Origin of the sequence: Synechococcus sp. CS-1328 (assembly GCF_025128095.1) — a bacterium.
Classification (GTDB): Bacteria; Cyanobacteriota; Cyanobacteriia; order PCC-6307; family Cyanobiaceae; genus CBW1002.
Genome location: NZ_JAHLYT010000007.1, coordinates 73,124 through 91,872, shown reverse-complemented (window position 1 = coordinate 91,872; position 18,749 = coordinate 73,124). Strand labels below are relative to the sequence as shown.

Genomic DNA, 18,749 nt, shown 5'->3' with positions numbered 1-18,749 from the left:
TCTCGCCGGGTGCGCTTTTTGGCCGTGGACTGCTCGTAATCACCAAAACCAAACTGCTTGGGGGCCATGAAGCCTGTCCACGCCTGCGATCACACGGCTATTCTCGCGCAGGGTGGCGGGGTTTTCCAGAGTCTCCTTAGCGGAAAAATCAGCGCATTTTTGCTCTAACAAGCCCAACAGCACTCCGACGGCCCTTGGGCTCGACCACCCAGAAACCCTGTCCTGGCCTGGGCTTTGCAGATGCGCGATGCCGGGTTCGAACCAGCGACATCCTGCTTGTAAGGCAGGCGCTCTACCGCTGAGCTAATCGCGCGCCTCTCCATTGTGCCTGCTGCCGGTGTGCCTGCTGCCCGCCAGTGAGAGGATCGGGCTCTGGCCAACTGGGCAGAGGATGTGAGCGGAGAGGACGCGAAGCGCACGACCCGCATCCGTGCACTGGAAAGGAAAGTCCGGCTTGAGCAGGCCTGGTTCACCTTCCGCCGGGCCAGTGTGGTGATCACGATCGCCGGCGGATTGCTGCTCTTGCTGGTCAGCTCCTGGCCCACCGAGGAGCCGAACGGGGGGAAGGAGATCGATCAGGAGAACGTCAACAGCTGCGTGCAACAGCAGCAGCGAGGCACTGGCAACATTGATCTCTGCTACTGAGCGCTCTGCCCCTGAACGCTCTCGTCTGCGCTCAAGCTGGCCCCCGTGAGGACTCCGCCATGACGATCAACGTTCAGGCCACCCTGCCGGACGACCAGCGTCAGGCGATCGGCGAGGCCGGGCTGGCCGCCCTGATGACCATCGCCCGCCTGCGCGGCACACCATCGGCCAAGGCCATGGCCGCGATCCGGGGCGTTCGTGATCACCTCCTGCACCTCGATCTGGAACTGGAGACCCTGCCGGACATCGCTCCAGAAGCCCTGGCCACCCGGGTGAACGCGGTCAATCCCGATCCCCAGTGGCGCGAGCGCATCCTGCGCGGCATGACCCTGGTGGCCCTGTTCGACGGCACGCCCACGCCGCAGCAGGTGGATCTGCTGGAGCGGACTGCCCAGTGTCTCAACGTGGATCCGGGCCCGGTACGCACCTTCCACCAGGTGATGGAGCACCAGGCCTGGCTGGTGCGCCTCGATGTGGCGCGGCGTGGCTTCATCCCCCAGGCCGCCGGGGCGATGTGGCGTCAGGAGGGGCTGCCCGCCGTCCTGGCCAGCGCCCGGGTGCTGCTCGGCCAGGAGGATCGGGCCATGGCCGAGCGCTACCGGCAGCTGCGGAGCTACCCGGAAGGCAGTTTTGGGCTGGCCTACGCCAACTTCATCGACCGCAACGGCTTCCAGTTCCCCGGGGAGCTGGGCGGACCGCCACCACCGGTGATGCACCACGACTGCTGCCATGTGCTGGGTGGCTACGGCACCACCCCCGCCGAGGAGGGCGCGGTGCTGGGCTTCCAGGCGGGCTTCGAGCGGGTGGACCCCTTCTATCTGCTGATGTTCGCCCTGGCGGAATTCGAGCTCGGCATCGGCACCTCGCCCTTTGTGCCGGCCGGGCGTGGCCAGCTGGACGTGGATCGGATCTTTGCGGGCCTCGACCACGGCTCCCATGTGAACGTGGACCTGTTGGCCGGCATCGATCCCTGGGAACACTTCGGCCTCCCCCTCGAACAGGTGCGACTCCGGTTCAACGTGCTGCCGCGGGGCCGAGCCCCGGAAGAACTTCCCCAGACCTGAGCAGCCGGCACACTGAGCAGCCGGAACACTGACGGGAAAACGACCGGTTCATGGCCAGCGGCACCGACCACGACCGCACCACCTGCCTGCTGAGCCTGCCCTTCGGGTTGCTGTGGTGGCCCCTGCTGGGAATCGTGGGTGTGGCAACGGCCAGCCTGGCGTTCCTGGTGGGCGGGCTGTGGCTGTCGCCGGATCTCGACACCCGCTCCAATGCCACCCGCCGCTGGGGCCTGCTGCGCTGGCTTTGGTGGCCCTACCGGCGGGGCCTATCGCACCGTTCCCTGCTCTCCCACAGCCCCCTGATCGGCACCGGCGGGCGGCTGCTTTACCTGGCGGCCTGGATCCTGCTACTGAGCCTGCTGCTGCAGCCGCTCGGCAGTCCAGCGCCGGCCAGGCTGATCCAGGCCGCTGCGCGGCTCTGGCACGACCAACGCCCCCTGCTGCTCACCGCCCTGATCGGCCTGGAGGCGAGTAGCTGGCTGCATCTCCTGCAGGACGGCGACCCGATGCCGCGCCTGCCACGGATCCTGCGCCGCAGGAGATGAGAGGGTTTGGGCGGACCTCCCCTCCCCCTCGCGATGCACCCCGATCCCCAGTCGTGCCCGCCGGGCTCCAGCCCCGCCCCAGAGCCAAGCGACAGCCTGGCCGCCCTGGCGGAACTGATTGCGGTGGTGGATCGGCTGCGTGATCCGGAGCACGGCTGCCCCTGGGATCTGGAGCAGACCCACGCCTCCCTGGTGCCCTACGTGCTCGAGGAGGCCCATGAGGTGGCTGATGCCATCCGCCACGGCGATGACCGGCATCTGGAGGAGGAACTGGGGGATCTGCTGCTGCAGGTGGTGCTGCACGCCCGCATCGCCCGCGAACAGGAGCGCTTCGATCTGGCGGGGATCGCGCGGGGCATCAGCACCAAGCTGTTGCGCCGCCACCCGCACGTGTTCGCGCCACCGGCCGACCCTGCGGCCGGCAACCGGGGTTCAGGCGGCGACAGCGCCGCCGTGACACGCACCTGGGAGGAGATCAAGGCCCAGGAAGCCGCCGCTGCTGCAGCCGAAGCCGCAGCCACCGAGCCGAGCTCTTTGGCAAGCAGCCTCGCCACGGCCAGTCCCCTGAGTGATCGCCTGGCCGCCAAGGTGCGCGGACTCCCCGCCCTGGCCGGCGCCAAGACGATTTCGAAGCAGGCCGCAGTGGCCGGCTTCGAGTGGGACGACCTGCTCGGCGTCTGGACAAAAGTGCACGAAGAGCTCGACGAGCTCAAGGAGGCGGTGGAGGAGGCCCGCAGCAGCGGCGATCGGGCCCATGCGCAGGAAGAGCTGGGTGACGTGCTGTTCACCCTGGTGAATGTGGCCCGCTGGTGCGGCATCGACCCGGAGGAGGGGCTGGCCGGCACCAACCACCGCTTCCTCGATCGCTTCTCCCGGGTGGAGGCGGCCCTGGGCGGCGATCTGCGAGGGCGGAGTCTTCAGGAGCTGGAGGGGCTGTGGCGCCAGGCCAAGGCCGAGATCCGGGCCGAAGCCGCGGCAGACGCCGCTGCCAGCTCCGCTTCGGGCCCCACTTCGAACCCCGCAGCCAACCGCGAAGGCTGAGGCCATCGCGGCGATCTCAGAGCAGGCTCACCTGGCCACTGCCGATGTCGAAATAGGCCGCCTGCACCCGCACCCGGCCGGCCGCCTTCGCTCCGGCCAGCAGCTCGCTCTTGCGCAGCATCGCCTGGGTGGCGTAGCGGGCGTTGGTGCGGATCGCGGCGGGGAGGGGCTCGCCCGGAACCAGCGAAGCCCGGATCGGCTTGACCAGATCGGTGAGCAGGGGCGTCAGGCTGGCGTTGGGGTCCATGGCTGCCTCGACGGCCCCGCAACCGCTGTGACCCATCACCAGGATCAGAGGCACCCCCAGCACCTCCACCGCGTATTCCAGCGAAGCCACCCCATCGGAAAAGGCGGTGTTGCCGGCACAGCGGACGTTGAACAGCTCGCCAGGGCCTCGATGAAACAAGATTTCAGTGGGCACCCGCGAATCGGCGCAGGAGAGGATCGCCGCCCAGGGTTTCTGCCCCTTGGCCAGGGCGGTCGGATCCAGCTGGCAATTGTCCGCCAGCAGATCGACCATCAGCCGGCGCCGGACCTGGTTATCCATCGGGCCGGAGGCGGCCTTCCAGGCTGCCGCGAAGCGTCGGTTGCCGGCCACCAGGGCCTGCAGCGGATCCCCACCCGGCTCGCAGGCCGTGAGCTGCTGCCGCAAGCTCTCCGCCGGCGCCGGCGCCGCCTGGCTCTGCCTGGGCATCAGCGAACCGGCCGCCAAGCCGGCGGCAACCAGCCCGGTCTCCCGCAGCAGCAGGCGGCGACTGACGGAACGGCGGTCTGGGGACATGGCAAGCGGCGCAGCTTCCAACTGCTCTAGCCAGGGATCGTCGCCCTCGCTGCCAGCCGTGACGTTTTCAGCTCCGGGCTTCAGCTCCGGGTTTCAGCTCCGGGCTGCGGCTCACTCCTCCGGCAGGCGCTGCCGGCGCTGGCCCTTGATGGCACTGCGCTGTTTCTTGGCGGCCAGGCGCCGCTCCACCGAGCCGCGGCTGGGCCGGGTGGCACGCCGCGGCGGCGGCGGTGGCGCCATGGCCTGCTGCAGCAGCTCCACCAGACGCTGCCGTGCCGCCACCCGGTTCTGCCACTGGGAACGGTGCTCAGAGGCCGTGATCACCACGGCCCCGTCCAGCAGCCGCCCCTCCAGACGACGCAGGGCACGGGCCTTCTGCAGAGGCGGCACGGCCGCTGAAGCGGCCAGGCGGAACACCAGCTCGACGCGCGAATCGGTGGTGTTCACGTTCTGTCCACCGGGCCCGGAGGAACGGGAGAAGCGCCAGGTCAGTTCAGCCGCCGGGATCAGCACCGCGGCCGACACACGCAGATCACCACTGGGCTGCTGGCCTGGCATCGGTTCAGGATGACAGGACAGCTGCAGGCGCCGGCCATGGGTCAGGGTTCCAGCTACGACCAACTGCGCCGCGACATCGTGATCGCCGCAGACATCTACGGCGGCAGTGATCAGGCGCCGCGAATTCTGGCCGCGAGCTATGGCTTCGAAGGGATCCAGGGCATTCCAGGCCTGCTCAGCGAGAACGACATCAACCTGGCCTATGCGGCTGGCGCTGGCGTGGTGCAGGAGCTGGTGGGACGCGATCCGGCCGCCCCGCTGCGCAACATCACCTCCGGCGTCTCCCGCGTGGGGCTGGTGGCGGCGGGGTTCAGCGCCGCGCCGGTTCCGGACACCTTCATGGACGCGATGCCGATTGAGTTCAGCCACCCGGTGCTGCCCAGCACGGTGTTGCCGCAGAACTTCCGCATCACGCTCAACACCGGCGAGGTCGTGACCCCCCTCTATGTCGCCCAGAACCCCAACGACGACTTCAACGAACGCCAGACCCTGGTGGTCTTCGGTTATTTCGGCAACCGGCTGCCCAGCAACGATCTGGCCTCCGTCCACCCCGCGCGCTTCTCGGTGGTGCCGAGCGACACTCCGCTGCAGCTGATCACACCAGGGGGACTGGTGAACGGCAGTGGTCTCAGCCAGACCAGCAGCAATCCCTACGACCCGATCAACGGCCCCAGGCTGGCCGGAGCCAAACTGAGTCGCCTCTCCCTCGCCGGTGACTATCCACCAGTCGGGTTCGGCGCCTCCGTCGCCAACCATGGCGTGGAGTACTACGGCACCGGCGACAACCTCTACCGGCTCAGGTTGTTCACCTCCGGCGGATTCTCACCGGATGGGGTGAGCGGCCTGCTGCCGCAGGAGTTCAGCCGCTTCTTCCAGCTCACGGCCCGGGGCCGCAAGGGGGGCAGCGTAACCATCAGCAAGGCCGATCGGCCGGTGAAGGTGAAGGGCGGCAAGCTCACGGTGCTGGGCATCGCCGATCTCGGCACAGGACTGAGTGCCGATCCCGACTACACCTACTCCGAAGACCACGACAACCAATTCGATCTGATTCTGAAGGCCTCCAGCGCCAGGGCAGCCCGGGCCCTGCGCAAGGTGGTGCTCCGGCGCCCGGCGATGGCAGCCACAGCCCCCTGTACAACCCCGGTGGCCCGGGCACCCAACCCGTTCCCGGCACCCTCTACACCCAGCCGGGTCCGGGGCAGACCCTCAGCATCGAGAAGGCCCTGATCCACCCGGCCACAGTGAGCTACGCGGCCCAGACCCTGGACGCCTATGACCTGGCGGACGATCTGGCGGTGGCCTTCCGCCTGCAGGACCCCATCACTGGCGAATGGCAACTCACCGCCAGCTCCAGCGAGGCCAGCCAACGGGTGACGCTTGACTCCTGGAAGCTGGTGGATGTGCCCTTCGCCGCCAACCCGAACGACTCCTATGTGGCGGATGTGGTGGCCTTACGCAGCGAACGCCGCCACGACACGATCTACACCACCAACCCTGATCTCTACGACCGCGGAGCCACGGCGGACTACACCAACCTGGGCACGGTGTTCACCGCCTACCCCCAACCCCTGCCAGGCCTGGATCCAGTGTTCCAGCTTGCCTCGCAGAGCAGCGGCCAGCACCTCTACACCGGCTCGGCGCAGGAGCGCGACGCGCTGGTCAGCTCCGGTCAGTGGCGGCCGGAGGGCATCGCCTTCTACAGCGTCAGCTTTCCCAACGCCGCCGGCCTCTGAAGGCCTGGCGGCAGAGGTCTGCAAGATGAGCGCTTCACCTGGCGGGCAATAACACTATATGCATCATCATGAACCGATGATTCTAAACCTAAAAGGCTAAATCAAAAAGCCTAAACCTGCAAACCTGAACCTACAAACCCGAACCGATCGCCATGAGCCAGCGCAGCATTGAAGCCTTCATCGCCCGGGCCCGCATCGATCCCGGGCTGCAGCGCCAGCTGGCCGATTGCTGCCTGGAGCAATGGGGCGACAGCCATATCCCCCTGGACATCGACGCGCAGAAGGTGATCGCCGTGGCCGCAGCGCACGGTTTCCAGTTCTCCATGGCCGATGTCGTGGCAGCCCAGTGCCAGAAACTCAACGAATTCTGGCGATTCGAGATGGAAAACTCCTTCGTGGCCCGCCGCAGCCTCAGCCTGATCCAATACCAGATCAGCGGACCGGCTGGGGCCGGCCCCAATTATGGCTATCTCAGCTGATCGCCGTCTTCTAGGCGATGCTGACGTTGCCGCCAACCCACTGGATGCTGATCGCCGCCAGGTCGAGATCCGCCGGCAGACCGGTGAGGTATTGATAGACGGGGCCGTTGGTGCCGGCAATATTCGACACCAGCGTGGTGGTAGCACCCGCAGGATTGAGGTATTGAATGTTGTAGGTCTGATGCGCGCGCGTGTTGAAGGCCAGTTCCAGATCCTGGCTCTGGGCCGAGGCTGAGGGAATCAGTCGCCTCACCTTGTCGCCCACGGCATAGGGGCTGTTCGGATCAGACCCTCCCTGGTACACGAAGACACTCGGCTCCACCGCCGGCATACCTGTCAGGGGATCCAGCCGATCGGCAATCTGCTGATCCAGCAGCCGGGACATCTGTCGATAGGCCCGGCGCTGCTGCCGCGTCGCCAGGGGATCTTCACCGCTGCGCTCGCGGCGAGCCTCGGCTCTGGGGTCGAGATTGCGCAGCTCCAGCGGAGCCCCCTTGAAGACGTTGGGCTTGCCGGTGACGGGATCTCGATCGGGATAATAATCACCGCCTTGCTTGCGAAGGTCGTAGAACTCATTCTCCCAATTGCGGGCCTCGTAGCTCTGATCGCCGGAGTAGTAGCGAGCATACTTATAATCCTTTGTGCGCACAGCCTGGATGCGATTGGCCGCGGGGAACAGGCCATGGGTGTAGTTGTCGCCAGCCGAGAGGGCAGGGTCCTGGCCGGAGTAGATGTCGTCAAAGCTGAACAGAACCGAGTCTTGAACCCCTGGGGCCTGACTGGCATCAAGGTTCTGGTTGGCATACTTCAGCACAGACGAGTAGTCGACACCTCGCAGATCCTGACTGGCCACATCATTGCGATCAAATCCCAGATAGCCAGCCACAGTCGGCAGAAAGTCGACATGGGAAACCAAGGCATCACTGGTCTGCTCGCCATGGAAGTAGTAGGGATTCGACCAGACCATCGGCACCTTCATGGCCTCGTCGTAAGCGACCTCCATCTTCTGCACCAAGCCGCCATGGCTCATGCCCATTTCGCCGTGGTCAGAGGTACTCACAATCATCGTGTCCCTCAGAAGTTCGGGATTGGAATCCGCGCGCAGTACATCCAAAACATCTCCCATCTTTCCATCCACATCCTTGAGTAGATTCCCATAGAAATTGAGATAATTAATCTTCTCCTGATCGGAAAATAGTGGCTGCCCGGCATATTGCAGCGCCTTCCATTGGGATTGGACCGAGGGCTTGAAGTTGGCCCGCAGGTCTTCCGACACAGTCGGAGGCAGATCCTGGATATCTCCCTGAATCCAGTCCTCGCTATAGCCACCATCAATGTAGGTTTTGGGATAGGAGAGAACGTCGTGAGGATTGATCAGTGAAACCACCAGGCAGAAGGGCTTATCACTGCCAGATGCGGCACGATTTGTCAGCCAGTCGACGGCCTGCTGGGTGTAGTCACCGTCATGATCGGCGTCACCACCCCCGAAATTCTCCAGCTCCATGTCCTGGCCCGCATCCGGCCCCTGCCAGTCATCGAATCCATAGGCCTTGAGGTCCTGATACACCACTTCGTCATCTGCGGTGTCCGCAGTGCCCTTGTCCAAGGTGAAGGTCTTGCTGAGGTGGGCCTTGCCGATGAAGCCCACGTCATAGCCCTGCCCCTTGAGCACGGTGGCGAGGTTGGGCAGATCTGGGCTGAGCTGGGTCTGGGAGTCGAGGATCGGGTTCTGAATGTCAGAGAGAACCAGGCCCACTTCATGCTGAGCCGGGAATTTGCTGGTGAAGAACGTGGCGCGCGCCGCCGTGCACATCGCCGAATTGGTGAAGGCGTTGCTGAACGACAAGCCGTTGTCTTTGAGCCATTGCTGGTTCGGCAGATTCTCCCGGGCCCAGTCGCGCGGCAGCCACAGATCTTCGGGTTTGACCTGATCCCGGATGAAGATCAGCAGGTTCCTGGGTGGCTCCGCCCCCTGATCCGCCCCCGCCAGGAACGACGTCTGCGGGTCTGCGGCGTCCAGGGTCGTTGCAGTGGAGGCAGCGGCGGAGAAAGCGGCAGCGGCAGCGGCAGACTTCGGCATGACCACAGAACCGGCAGTCTGTCCAGCTAAGGAGATCGCGAGCGGCGCAAGGCCAGCGGAGCCTGGCGAGTTCACGGGTCGTAGCCATGGAACCGGACCCTGCTGTGTAACCGTACGGAGACTCACTCCGGGCGGCCCCCCGGCCCCTTCCCCCATGGCGACCCCCACAACCTGGATCGACGAGATCTTCGACGGTGTGCGTTATGGCCTGGCCGGCACGGTGATCGCCGAGCAGGACTCCGCCTTCCAGACGGTCACGATCATCGAGAGCCAGCGCTACGGCAAGGGGCTGCTGCTGGATGGCTGCTGGATGACCGCCGAGCGGCAGGAGCGGCATTACCACGAGGCGATCGTGCATCCGGCCCTGTGCAGCGCCGCGACGATCGAGCGGGTGCTGGTGATCGGCGGCGGCGATGGCGGCACCGCCCGCGAGTGCCTGCGCCACTCCGGCGTGCAGCACCTCGACATGGTGGAGATCGACGGGCTGGTGGTGGAGTGGAGCCAGCAGCACCTGCCCTCGATCGGAGGCGGCTGCTGGAGCGACCCCCGTTTCCACCTCACCGTGGGCGATGGCATCGCCTGGGCAGCCAACGCGCCGCCGGCCAGCTACGACGTGGTGATCGTGGATGGCTCCGATCCGGCCGGCCCGGCCGAGGGCCTGTTCAATCGGGCCTTCTTCGAGCACTGCCGCCGCATCCTCAAACCCGGCGGCGTGTTCGCCACCCAGAGCGAATCACCTGAAGCCTTCCGGCAGGTGCACCTCGACACCGTGGGCCTGCTTCGCGAGGTGTTCGGCCACGCCGATCCGATGTACGGCTGGGTGCCGATGTATCCGAGCGGCTGGTGGAGCTGGACCTTCGCCGCCCTCGATGGCCGCCGCTATCTGGAGCCGGATTCAGCACGCGCCGCGGCCATCGGCGAGGGCTGTGAGATCTGGTCGCCCCGCTGGCAACGTGGGGCCTTCGACGCCATCCCCGCAGGCATCGAGCGCGCCCTCAACGCCTAGAGCCGGCCAACCCTGAGCTGCCTCCTGCACCTTCTCCCCCGCCGCCTTGACCAGCCCCAACCTCTCCAGCCCCAACACCGGGCTCTTCGACAGCGACGGCGCCATCTACATGGCCAGCCGCCGCGATCCCGCCGGCTGCCGCGTGGGGTTGTTCGGCGTGCCCTATGACGGCACCACCTCCTTCCGCCCCGGCACCCGTTTCGGACCTGCAGCGATCCGCGAGGTGAGCAACGGCCTCGAGACCTACTGCCCCCAGCTGGACCTGGATCTGGATGATCTGGCCTTCGCCGACCTCGGGGCCCTGGAGATCCCCTTCGGGGCCCCGGAACCGGTGGTGGCAGCGGTGCGTCGGGGCACGGAACACCTGCTGAGCCTGGGCCTGCGGCCCCTGATGCTGGGCGGCGAGCACTCGATCAGTTCCGGTGCCGTGGGCGCCGTGGCCGCTCACCACCCGGATCTGGCGCTGGTGCAGCTCGATGCCCACGCCGATCTGCGCCACAGCTGGCTGGGCACCCAGCACAGCCATGCCTGTGCCATGCGGCGCTGCCTGGAGGTGTTGCCCAGCCAGCAGCTGCTGCAGATCGCCATCCGCAGCGGCACCCGCGATGAATTCAGCGAGCTCCACCAGAGCGGCCGGCTGGTGGCGATCGAGCAGATGGCCGCAACACTGCACCCACTGCGCGGCCGCCCCCTTTATCTCACCGTGGATCTGGACTGGTTCGATCCCGCCGTGCTGGCCGGCACCGGCACTCCCGAACCCGGCGGCTTCCTCTGGAACCACTTCGCCGACCTGGTGAACGAACTGCGCCACCACAACCTGGTGGCAGCGGATGTGGTGGAGCTGGCCCCCCAGCTCGATCCCAGTGGGGTGAGCAGCGTGCTGGCCGCCAAGGTGTGCCGCAGCCTGCTGTTGCTGTTGGGCCGGCCGGCCGGCCACTGATCGCACCCCGCTGGAGTCAGTAGCAACAGGTGCCGCTGGTGCGCTGCTCCCGCAGGCGGTCGTGCTGCTGACCCAGGAGCATCACCGCCAGGGTGGGGTGGTTATGCAGCAGGTTGAGGAAGCGCAGACGCTCCAGACGCAGCACTTCCACTGGGGTGCGCGCGATGGCATCGTTGAGAAAGGCCATCTGGCGCCAAATGATCTCCTGGTAGCTGAACAGCTCCCCGGACCTGTAGCAGAGCCGAGACCCCTGCTCATCGACCAGCTCGACGATGCCGCGGCGGACGGCATAGATGGCGTCAGCCGTACGGCCCCGCGAAAAGATGTGGGCGCCAGTGGGAAACGTGAAGGTCTCGCAATCGACCTGACCGGCCATCAGGGCGAGCGGAGACGGAGCGGCGGGTGTCGTGACCAATCGGGTCACCTCCTGGCTGAAAGGTTCTGATGATTACATTGTTACAACCGCCGCGGCCACAACGGCAGCAAGAAACACCAAGCCTCGACGTTCCGGCACAGATCCCTGGCCCTTGATCAACGGCTCAGGCCTGAAGGCGTGAGCCGCTTCAGGCTTCCCACAGCTGCGGTTCGTCAGGCTCCATGGCCAGGCAGAGCTGACGGCTGGGGAGATGGCTGGCGCGAGCGACCATGCCGGTCGAGCCGGCCCCCTCAGGACCCATGCCGGGCAGCCGGGCTGGTCTGGCCGTCCAGTGGTGGCACCAGAGGTCGACGGCCAGGTCGGGATGGATGGCCAGGCGGCGCAGCTGGCACCAGCCCATCTCCTCGCCGCGGGGCGGCGTGCAGTGACGACAGCTGCGGCAGCTGGAACGCTGACCCATCAAAACCCCATCAAGGCGCCCAACGTAAGGAGTTCGCGGGCCGATCGCCAGGGAAACGGCCCGAATCCTCCACTTTCCTTCGGTAAGTGACCCTTGAAGTGACACTTCTGGACATCGATCGGTTCCGCATCGCCGCTGACATCCCCACGAGCAACCAATGCGGCTGCTTTCCAGCAGCGGCGCTCCAGTGGCTGTGCTCTCCATAGGATCCGGCCAGCGCTGCACACCACCTGCCATGGCCGCCACCGCCACCGATCCGTTGCAACGCACGCCCCTGTTCGAGGCCGCCCGCGACGCCGGGGGGCGGATGGTGCCCTTCGCCGGCTGGGAAATGGCCGTGCAGTTCGGCGGGCTGGTGCAGGAGCACACGGCCGTACGCCAGCGCTGCGGCCTGTTCGACATCTCCCACATGGGGGTGCTCACCCTGAGGGGCGACGGGGTGAAAGACGCGCTCCAGGCCCTGGTGCCGACCGATCTGTTCCGCATCGGCCCCGGCGAAGCCTGTTACACGGTGCTGCTCAACGAGGCGGGCGGCATCCTCGATGACCTGATCGTCTACGACTGCGGCCAGGTGGCCGGCCAGGAGGCCGGTAAAGACGGCAGCAGGGGCGAGCTGGTGCTGGTGATCAATGCCGCCTGCATCGAAGCCGACACCACCTGGCTGCGCCGCCACCTCGAGCCCCAGGGGGTGACCCTGACCGACCGCAAGGGCGACGGGGTGCTGCTGGCCCTGCAGGGCCCGGAGGCACCGGCGCGGCTCGAGGCCCTCAGCGGCGCCGATCTCTCCGGCCTGCCCCGCTTCGGCCATCGGCAGATCCTGCTATCCGGCACCGCCGCCGGTGCGGCCGCCGGCGCCCCCGTGTTCGTGGCCCGCACCGGCTACACCGGCGAAGACGGCTTCGAACTGCTGCTGGATCGCCAGGCCGGCCTTGCCCTCTGGCAGCAGCTGCTGGCCGAGGGGGTGGAGCCCTGCGGCCTCGGGGCCCGCGACACCCTGCGCCTGGAGGCGGCCATGCACCTCTATGGCAACGACATGGATGCGACCACCACACCCCTGGAGGCCAGCCTCGGCTGGTTGGTGCACCTGGAGATGCCCAAGCCCTTCATCGGGCGGCAGGCCCTGGAGCGGCAGACGGCAGACGGCGTCGAGCGGCGGCTGGTGGGTCTGGAGCTGCAGGGGCGGGCGATCGCCCGCCACGGCTACCCGGTGCTCCGTAACGGCGAGCCGGTAGGGGAGATCACCAGCGGCAGCTGGTCGCCCACCCTGGGCAAGGCGATCGCCCTGGCATCCGTGCCGGCCGCCTCCGCCCGCCTCGGCACGGAGCTGACGGTGGAGATCCGCGGCCGCGAGGAGCCGGCGCTGGTGGTGCGGCGGCCGTTTCTGCGGCGGGGTTGAGGGTGGTCTGGACGGAGCGGGCCGGTACGCCACAGCAGGCCGCCATCGCCCTGGGCAGCAACCTGGGCGACTGCCGCGCCACCCTGGAGGGCGCCCTGGCGGACCTCGATGCCAGTCCCGGCATCCGCCTGCTGCGCCGCTCTGGCTGGTACCGCAGCGCTCCGGTGGGGCCACCGCAGCCCGACTACCTCAACGGCTGCGCCGTTCTGGAGGTGAGCCTGTCGCCCGAAGCGCTGCTCGATCGCCTGCTGGAGACGGAGACCCGGTTCGGACGCGTGCGGGCTGAGCGTTGGGGGCCGCGCACCCTCGACCTCGACCTGATCCTGCTCGGCGACCTGCTCCTTGATGACGAGCGTCTGCAGCTCCCGCATCCGCGGATGCGGGATCGCGCCTTTGTACTGGTGCCGCTGGCGGAGATCGCCCCCGACTGGATAGATCCACTGACGGGCCACAGCGTGGCGGACCTGGTCCGGCAGCTGCCGGACGACGGCGGCCTGGAGCGGCTGGCGCTGCAGAGCTGATGAGCGACTTCTTCCAGAACGGCATCATCACCACCCTCCACGACCTGGGGGGGCGCAGCGATGCCTGCCTGGCAGCTGCGGTGGCGGAGCAGACGCAGCGCCTGCCGCTCACCCTGGTGCTGCCCTGTCTGCATACCGAGCTGCGGGGTCCGGCCCTGGAGCCGTTCGTGCGTCAGCTGGCCACCATCCCCTGGCTGAACGAGATCGTGATCGGCCTCGATCGGGCCGATGCCGCTGGATTCCGCGAGGCCCTCGCCCTGTTCAGCCAGCTGCCCCAGCCGCACCACGTGATTTGGATCGATGGCCCCCGGATCACCGCACTGAACAAAGAACTGGGGCGGCAGCGGCTGGCTCCGGCGGAACGGGGCAAGGGCCACAACATCTGGCTCTGCCTGGGCCTGGTCCAGGCCCTCGGGCGGGCCGAGGTGGTGGCCCTGCACGACTGCGATGTGGTGAGCTTCACGCCGCGGATGCTGGCCCGGCTCGTCTATCCGCTGCTCCATCCCGACAGCGGCTTCGTGTTCGCCAAGGCCTACTACCCGCGGATCAGCGCTGGGGTGATGTACGGGCGGGTCAGCCGCCTGTTCGTCACCCCCCTGCTGCGGGCCCTGCGGCGCTGCCTGCCCCCCAGCCGCTACCTGGAGTTTCTCGACAGCTTCCGCTACCCGCTCGCCGGCGAGTGCGCCATGCGCTGGAGTGCGGCACGGCGGCTGCATCTACCCAGCGACTGGGGGATGGAAATCGGCGTGCTCACCGAGATGTTCCGCGATCACTCCACCCGCCAGCTCTGTCAGGTGGACATCGCTGAGGCCTACGACCACAAGCACCAGCCATTCCCGCCCGAGACGGATCACGAGATGGATCACGAGCTCGATCAGGAGCCCGATCACGGTGGCGGTGGTGGTGGTGGTGGTGGTGGTGGTGGCAGTGGCAGTGGCCTCGGGCGGATGAGCCGCGACATCGCCCTGGGGCTGTTCCGCGGGCTGGCGGCCCAGGGCCAGGTGCTCGATCTGGCGCTGGTGCGCAGCCTTGTGACCGCGTATCAGCGGATCGTGCTGGATCTGCTCGATTCCCACGCCGCCGACGCCGCCCTCAACGGCCTGCGGCTCGATCGCGGCGAGGAGACCCGCGCTGTGTCCTTTTTTGCTACCTGCCTGCTGGAGGCCGGGCGGAGCTTCGTGCAGCAGGATCAGCTCTCGCCGCTCACCCCCACCTGGGATGAGGTGAGCCAGCGCAGGTCCGACGTCCTGTCGAGGCTGGCAGCGGCGGTGGCGGCCGACCGCACCGACCACGCTGACACCTGAGCCCCCCGCTTCGCCTTGATGAGCACGCCCCATCCCCGCACCCTGCTCGGCGTGATCAACCTCTCGCCGGAATCGATGGTGAGCGACTCGGTGGTGGCGAGCATGGAGCAGCTCCTGCAGCGGGCCGCCTGGTTGCACAGCCAGGGCTGCGCCGTGATCGATCTGGGTGCCCGCTCGATCACGCCGACGGCGGCGATGATCGACGACGCCGAGGAACTGCGGCGGCTGCTGCCCGCCCTGGGCCGGCTGCTTCAGGAGGGCTATCGGGTGTCGGTGGACACCTGGAGTTCGCAGACCGTGCGCGTCGCCCTGGAGGCCGGCGCCACAACCATCAATTTCACCGGCGCAGACATCGAGCCCTCGGCCCTGGCGGCGGTGGCGGCAGCCGGCGCCTCGCTGATGCTCACCTACATGCCCTATGGCGACGCCTACCGCATGCGCACTGCCGCTCCGGTGCCCTACCGGCTGCAGGGGCTGCTCGATCACCTCGGCCCGCGGGTGGAGCAGGCCCGGGCCGCCGGCGTGGGTGAGGTGATCATCGATCCCAACCTCGGCATCATCCACCCCTCCACCGACGATGTCGGCAAGATCCAGCTGCAGAACAGCGTGCTCTGGAACCTGGATGTGCTGCGCCAGCTGGGCTGCCCGATCCTGCTCTACGCCGCCCGCAAGCCCGAGCGGCTGGCGCGCATCCTGTTCGCCTCGAATGTGCTCTTTGCCGGCGCCGACTGGATTCGCACCCACCATCCCGACATGATCCAGGCGCTGCTGACGGCAGCGACGGTTGAGGCGACGGCCGAGGCGGAGGTGGAAGCGCCATGAGCGGCCTGCCACTGCAGGGCCGGGTGGCCCTGGTGACCGGCGGCGGGCGCCGCACCGGCCGGGCGATCGCCCTGGCCCTGGCAGACGCCGGCGCCGATGTGGTGGTCCATTACCGGCACAGCGAAGCCGAGGCCCGCGAGGCGGTGGAGGAGGTGGAGCGGCTGGGGCGGCGCGGCCTGGCCCTGCCGGCCGATCTGGCGGATGCCGAAGCCACCGCAGCCGCCTTCGCCGCAGCGGTGGAGCAGCTGGGGCGGCTCGACATCCTGGTGAACAACGCCGCCGGCATCGTCTGGAAGGCGCTGGGGGAGATGGATGTGGCCGACTGGCATCGCAGCATCGACGACACCCTGCACATCACTTACCACGCCTGCCGCGCCGCCCTGCCATGGATGCGCCACCAGGGTTTCGGCCGCATCGTCAATCTCATCGATGTCGACGCCGATGCGCTGATGGCGGTGCCGATGGTCACCCCCTACAAGATCGGCAAGACCGGCGTGCTGCAGCTCACCCGCACACTGGCCGTCACGGAGGCTCCGCACGGCATCACGGTCAATGGCGTTTCACCCGGCACCCTGGAGAACTCGGAGCGCAAGCCGCCGCTCGAACGGATCCCCGCCGGCCGCTACGGCAGAACCGAGGAGGTGGCGCGGGCTGTGCTGTTCCTGGCTGATCCGGCCAGCGGCTACATCAGCGGAAGCAACATCAAGGTCTCAGGCGGTTATCTGATCTGACGCGAGCTGATCTGTCGTGGCCTGCTCTGTCTCGATCTGATCTGTCTCGATCTGATCTGTCTCGATGTGATCGATCTCGATCCAATCTGACGCGAGCTGATCTGACGTGACCCGTTCAGCAATCGCCGCATAGTGCTCGGACATGTCCGCGGCCAGATAGCTTTGGATCAATCGGCGCGTGAAGCTGTTGAGCGGGTAATCGAGCGCCTGCTGTGGTGACACCCAGGCCCATTCGGCGATCTCATGATTAGGGCTGACTGCGGTTGTCGCACTGAAGGCGTAGTAGTTGATCAGCATGAAATGCACAGGGCGGTGGAATTGCGCATCTTCCACGGCTTCCTGCAGCAGGGCGAACTGCACCGCCGCCAGCTCCAGGCCAACCTCCTCCTGCAATTCACGCCGCAGTGCGCTGTCAAGGGTTTCACCCCATTCCACCTTTCCGCCCGGCACGCCCCAGCTTCCGCGCCACTTGAGCGTGCGCACGATCAGCACACGCAGGCATGGCCCTGTGACCAAAGCGCCGACGGTGGGAATGGGGTAAACCATGGTCCCTGCTGACACCGTAGCCACGCTACCGCCACTGCATCGCGGACAGGATCCCGTGGCAGGAACGCGTCAGCCTATGGGCGCAGCATCGGCACGGTGACCCGGCGTGATAAAGCGATCAGAACCGTGACCAGAACCAGCATCATCAGGATCAGCCAGCCCATCTCATGCAGCACGCTCATGATCGCCTGAATCGTGGGAGTGGCATTCCAGCCGATGAATGTCATCAGCAGCTGCCTGGAGACGCCGTACTGGTTCTCCAGCACCTGGAGACCATTGCCGCTGGCCACAAGTCGGGCGATGGTTTGGATCACCGCGTCAGACAAGGGCAGGGGCTTGAGCTGCTGCTCAAGCGAGCTGCGGAAGGTGCCAAGCAGCACATTCACCGCCAGGGCTGAACCCAACGACCAGGCGGAGGTGGCCAGGACGTGCCGCACCGCTTCCAGATTGGCCAGCAATGGCTTATCGGTCATGGCTGTGATCGTGGAGGTGAGCCCCACCCTCACGAAGGTGAGAAAGAACGAGAAGGATGCCGCCGCCGATGCAATCACCAGGATCGGCACCTGGGATGGGGCCATCACGAAGGTGATCGGCAGGATCAGACAGCCCAGCAGGCCCAGCCCAACGCTCCTGGCCAGGCCGATCCGGGAACTGACAGCAGCGAAGACAAAGGTGCTGGCAATTCCCGCCAGGCTGGCCAGCGTCATCCAAGCCGAAATACTGGCGAGATCGAGCTGATAGCGAATCGCCAGAAAGCGCTCGGCGCAGTATCGGTAGTCAATCGAGAATAATGCCGCCAGAGCCAGAAGCAGCAGACCAATCCTTGGGTTGATCAGAAATCTGAACCCCCTGACGATCGAGCGCGATCGCCGCAGGGACATGGCCGTGACCATCAACAGGGCGATGCTCAGAGCCATGCCGGCAGGCACCCAGGTTGGCTGGAAGGCGTGGATAATCGGCAGCGTGCTGATCAGGGAAGCGCAGCCTCCTGCGGCCAGCAGAACGGTCCAGTCACTGGCCTGGACCTGGACGTGTTGCGCGGCCGCTTCGCGTCTGTCGGGGCGGACGAAAAGCTGCAGCAGCAGCAGCGTCAGCAGGAACAGACATCCCCACAGCCCGCCGATCACAGCCGCACTGTTCTCGGTCCGCACCAGGATCCAGCTGTTGAGGATCGGCGAGGCCACAAAGGCCAGGCTGTTGGCCAGCGTGTTGGCCGCGACGAGCACAGAAATCTGCTGCGCATCAGCGGCGCCACCACAGAGCATGGCGAAAGACGACACCCGCACGCAGCCGTCGGCACAGCCCATCAGGACCAGCCCGATGGCGAGCGAGGCCAGGCCCGCATGACCGGCCAGCAGCAAGCAGCCTGCAATCCAGAGGGCAAGGCCGGCAGCCAGGCAGCGTTTCGTGCCAAGCAGGCGGCACAGCGTGCTGGCGCAGAACACGATCAGCAGGCCACTGGCGATCGCTGTGCAGCGCAGCAGGTTGACCTGCGCTGTGGTGATGCCGAGCTGCTGCTGCAGATCCAGCAGCACAAACGAGAGGCCGATCACGGAAAAGGTGCTGACCAGCGTGGCCAGCAGGCTGACGCCGATCGGCGCCAGATCTCCCGGGGGCAGCCATGGGTGGAGAGGTCCCGGCCGCTCGGCCATCGACAGGCTCGTGTCTGCGCCGATCATCCCAGCCGTTTTCTGGGATCGTCTGGAACCAGCACCACCGTC

General features: G+C 66.8%; 21 protein-coding genes, 1 tRNA gene and 1 pseudogene. 15 read left to right on the top strand and 8 right to left on the bottom strand.

All coding sequences use genetic code 11. From position 1 onward, the window contains the following. Window positions 1–241 precede the first annotated feature (241 nt). Window positions 242–313 (bottom strand) — tRNA-Val (locus KQ310_RS01255). A gap of 80 nt (window positions 314–393) precedes the next feature. On the opposite strand from KQ310_RS01255, the gene KQ310_RS01250 reads away from it, so the two are divergent. Genes KQ310_RS01250 through mazG form a run of 4 tightly spaced genes read left to right on the top strand, consistent with a single transcriptional unit; the run spans window position 394 to window position 3,295 of the window. After that, window positions 394–645 (top strand): hypothetical protein, encoded by a 252-nt coding sequence (locus KQ310_RS01250; protein ID WP_259719980.1) that lies wholly within the window; start codon window positions 394–396, stop codon window positions 643–645. Window positions 646–704: 59 nt separating this feature from the next. Beyond that, window positions 705–1,709, top strand: a complete 1,005-nt coding sequence (locus KQ310_RS01245) for a ubiquinone biosynthesis protein COQ4 (RefSeq protein WP_259719979.1) — start codon at window positions 705–707, stop codon at window positions 1,707–1,709. Between the two features lie 50 nt (window positions 1,710–1,759). Next, window positions 1,760–2,254 (top strand): metal-binding protein, encoded by a 495-nt coding sequence (locus KQ310_RS01240; protein ID WP_259719978.1) that lies wholly within the window; start codon window positions 1,760–1,762, stop codon window positions 2,252–2,254. Window positions 2,255–2,287: 33 nt separating this feature from the next. Then, on the top strand, window positions 2,288–3,295 hold the full coding sequence (mazG, locus tag KQ310_RS01235) for a nucleoside triphosphate pyrophosphohydrolase (protein ID WP_259719988.1): 1,008 nt from the start codon (window positions 2,288–2,290) through the stop codon (window positions 3,293–3,295). 16 nt (window positions 3,296–3,311) lie between these two features. Here the strand turns inward: mazG and KQ310_RS01230 are convergent, their stop codons facing one another. Then, window positions 3,312–4,076 (bottom strand): carbonic anhydrase, encoded by a 765-nt coding sequence (locus KQ310_RS01230; protein WP_259719977.1) that lies wholly within the window; start codon window positions 4,074–4,076, stop codon window positions 3,312–3,314. A gap of 111 nt (window positions 4,077–4,187) precedes the next feature. Continuing rightward, the gene (gene arfB / locus KQ310_RS01225; RefSeq protein WP_259719976.1) at window positions 4,188–4,634 is read right to left on the bottom strand and encodes an alternative ribosome rescue aminoacyl-tRNA hydrolase ArfB; all 447 of its coding nucleotides are present in this window, start codon (window positions 4,632–4,634) and stop codon (window positions 4,188–4,190) included. A 9-nt stretch (window positions 4,635–4,643) separates the two neighbouring features. On the opposite strand from arfB, the gene KQ310_RS01220 reads away from it, so the two are divergent. From KQ310_RS01220 to KQ310_RS01210, 3 genes are all read left to right on the top strand, one after another. Next, window positions 4,644–5,861, top strand: coding sequence for a hypothetical protein (locus KQ310_RS01220; RefSeq protein ID WP_259719975.1), 1,218 nt, complete (start codon window positions 4,644–4,646; stop codon window positions 5,859–5,861). A gap of 14 nt (window positions 5,862–5,875) precedes the next feature. Next, entirely contained in the window at window positions 5,876–6,367 is a 492-nt protein-coding gene (locus KQ310_RS01215) for a hypothetical protein (RefSeq protein ID WP_259719974.1), read from the top strand. Between the two features lie 152 nt (window positions 6,368–6,519). Continuing rightward, complete coding sequence (locus tag KQ310_RS01210) at window positions 6,520–6,846, top strand: Nif11-like leader peptide family natural product precursor (protein ID WP_259719973.1); 327 nt, start codon at window positions 6,520–6,522, stop codon at window positions 6,844–6,846. 10 nt (window positions 6,847–6,856) lie between these two features. Here KQ310_RS01210 and KQ310_RS01205 read toward each other — a convergent pair whose 3' ends face one another. Next, window positions 6,857–8,926, bottom strand: a complete 2,070-nt coding sequence (locus KQ310_RS01205) for a sulfatase-like hydrolase/transferase (RefSeq protein ID WP_259719972.1) — start codon at window positions 8,924–8,926, stop codon at window positions 6,857–6,859. Window positions 8,927–9,080: 154 nt separating this feature from the next. Here KQ310_RS01205 and speE point away from each other — a divergent pair, with 154 nt between their 5' ends. Together speE and speB are read left to right on the top strand one after the other, a co-directional pair. Beyond that, window positions 9,081–9,932: a polyamine aminopropyltransferase gene (gene speE / locus KQ310_RS01200; protein ID WP_259719971.1), complete on the top strand. Its 852-nt coding sequence runs from the start codon at window positions 9,081–9,083 to the stop codon at window positions 9,930–9,932. A 109-nt stretch (window positions 9,933–10,041) separates the two neighbouring features. Continuing rightward, window positions 10,042–10,872 (top strand): agmatinase, encoded by an 831-nt coding sequence (speB, locus tag KQ310_RS01195; protein ID WP_259719987.1) that lies wholly within the window; start codon window positions 10,042–10,044, stop codon window positions 10,870–10,872. 16 nt (window positions 10,873–10,888) lie between these two features. Here speB and KQ310_RS01190 read toward each other — a convergent pair whose 3' ends face one another. Together KQ310_RS01190 and KQ310_RS01185 are read right to left on the bottom strand one after the other, a co-directional pair. After that, complete coding sequence (locus tag KQ310_RS01190; RefSeq protein WP_259719970.1) at window positions 10,889–11,296, bottom strand: Crp/Fnr family transcriptional regulator; 408 nt, start codon at window positions 11,294–11,296, stop codon at window positions 10,889–10,891. Window positions 11,297–11,435: 139 nt separating this feature from the next. Then, entirely contained in the window at window positions 11,436–11,708 is a 273-nt protein-coding gene (locus KQ310_RS01185) for a hypothetical protein (RefSeq protein WP_259719969.1), read from the bottom strand. Window positions 11,709–11,943: 235 nt separating this feature from the next. Here KQ310_RS01185 and gcvT point away from each other — a divergent pair, with 235 nt between their 5' ends. From gcvT to KQ310_RS15910, 6 genes are read left to right on the top strand one after another with little or no spacing between them, the layout of a single operon-like run. Further along, window positions 11,944–13,104 carry a glycine cleavage system aminomethyltransferase GcvT gene (gene gcvT / locus KQ310_RS01180; protein WP_259719968.1) on the top strand — a complete coding sequence of 387 codons (1,161 nt, stop codon included), beginning with the start codon at window positions 11,944–11,946 and terminating at the stop codon, window positions 13,102–13,104. Window positions 13,105–13,106: 2 nt separating this feature from the next. Next, complete coding sequence (folK, locus tag KQ310_RS01175; RefSeq protein WP_311134679.1) at window positions 13,107–13,625, top strand: 2-amino-4-hydroxy-6-hydroxymethyldihydropteridine diphosphokinase; 519 nt, start codon at window positions 13,107–13,109, stop codon at window positions 13,623–13,625. Further along, on the top strand, window positions 13,625–14,929 hold the full coding sequence (locus KQ310_RS01170; RefSeq protein WP_259719966.1) for a glycosyl transferase: 1,305 nt from the start codon (window positions 13,625–13,627) through the stop codon (window positions 14,927–14,929). The genes folK and KQ310_RS01170 overlap by 1 nt, the downstream gene beginning before the upstream one ends. A gap of 18 nt (window positions 14,930–14,947) precedes the next feature. Then, a complete protein-coding gene (locus KQ310_RS01165) occupies window positions 14,948–15,751 on the top strand; it encodes a dihydropteroate synthase (RefSeq protein WP_259719965.1) in 804 nt (267 codons plus the stop codon). Then, entirely contained in the window at window positions 15,748–16,482 is a 735-nt protein-coding gene (locus KQ310_RS01160; RefSeq protein WP_259719964.1) for an SDR family oxidoreductase, read from the top strand. The genes KQ310_RS01165 and KQ310_RS01160 overlap by 4 nt, the downstream gene beginning before the upstream one ends. After that, complete coding sequence (locus KQ310_RS15910; protein WP_399237349.1) at window positions 16,479–16,592, top strand: pentapeptide repeat-containing protein; 114 nt, start codon at window positions 16,479–16,481, stop codon at window positions 16,590–16,592. The genes KQ310_RS01160 and KQ310_RS15910 overlap by 4 nt, the downstream gene beginning before the upstream one ends. 64 nt (window positions 16,593–16,656) lie before the next feature. Here KQ310_RS15910 and KQ310_RS01155 read toward each other — a convergent pair. Continuing rightward, window positions 16,657–17,028, bottom strand: a pseudogene (locus tag KQ310_RS01155) (NUDIX domain-containing protein); the annotation flags it as partial. Between the two features lie 74 nt (window positions 17,029–17,102). Next, window positions 17,103–18,707, bottom strand: a complete 1,605-nt coding sequence (locus KQ310_RS01150; protein WP_259719962.1) for an MFS transporter — start codon at window positions 18,705–18,707, stop codon at window positions 17,103–17,105. Window positions 18,708–18,749: the final 42 nt, after the last annotated feature.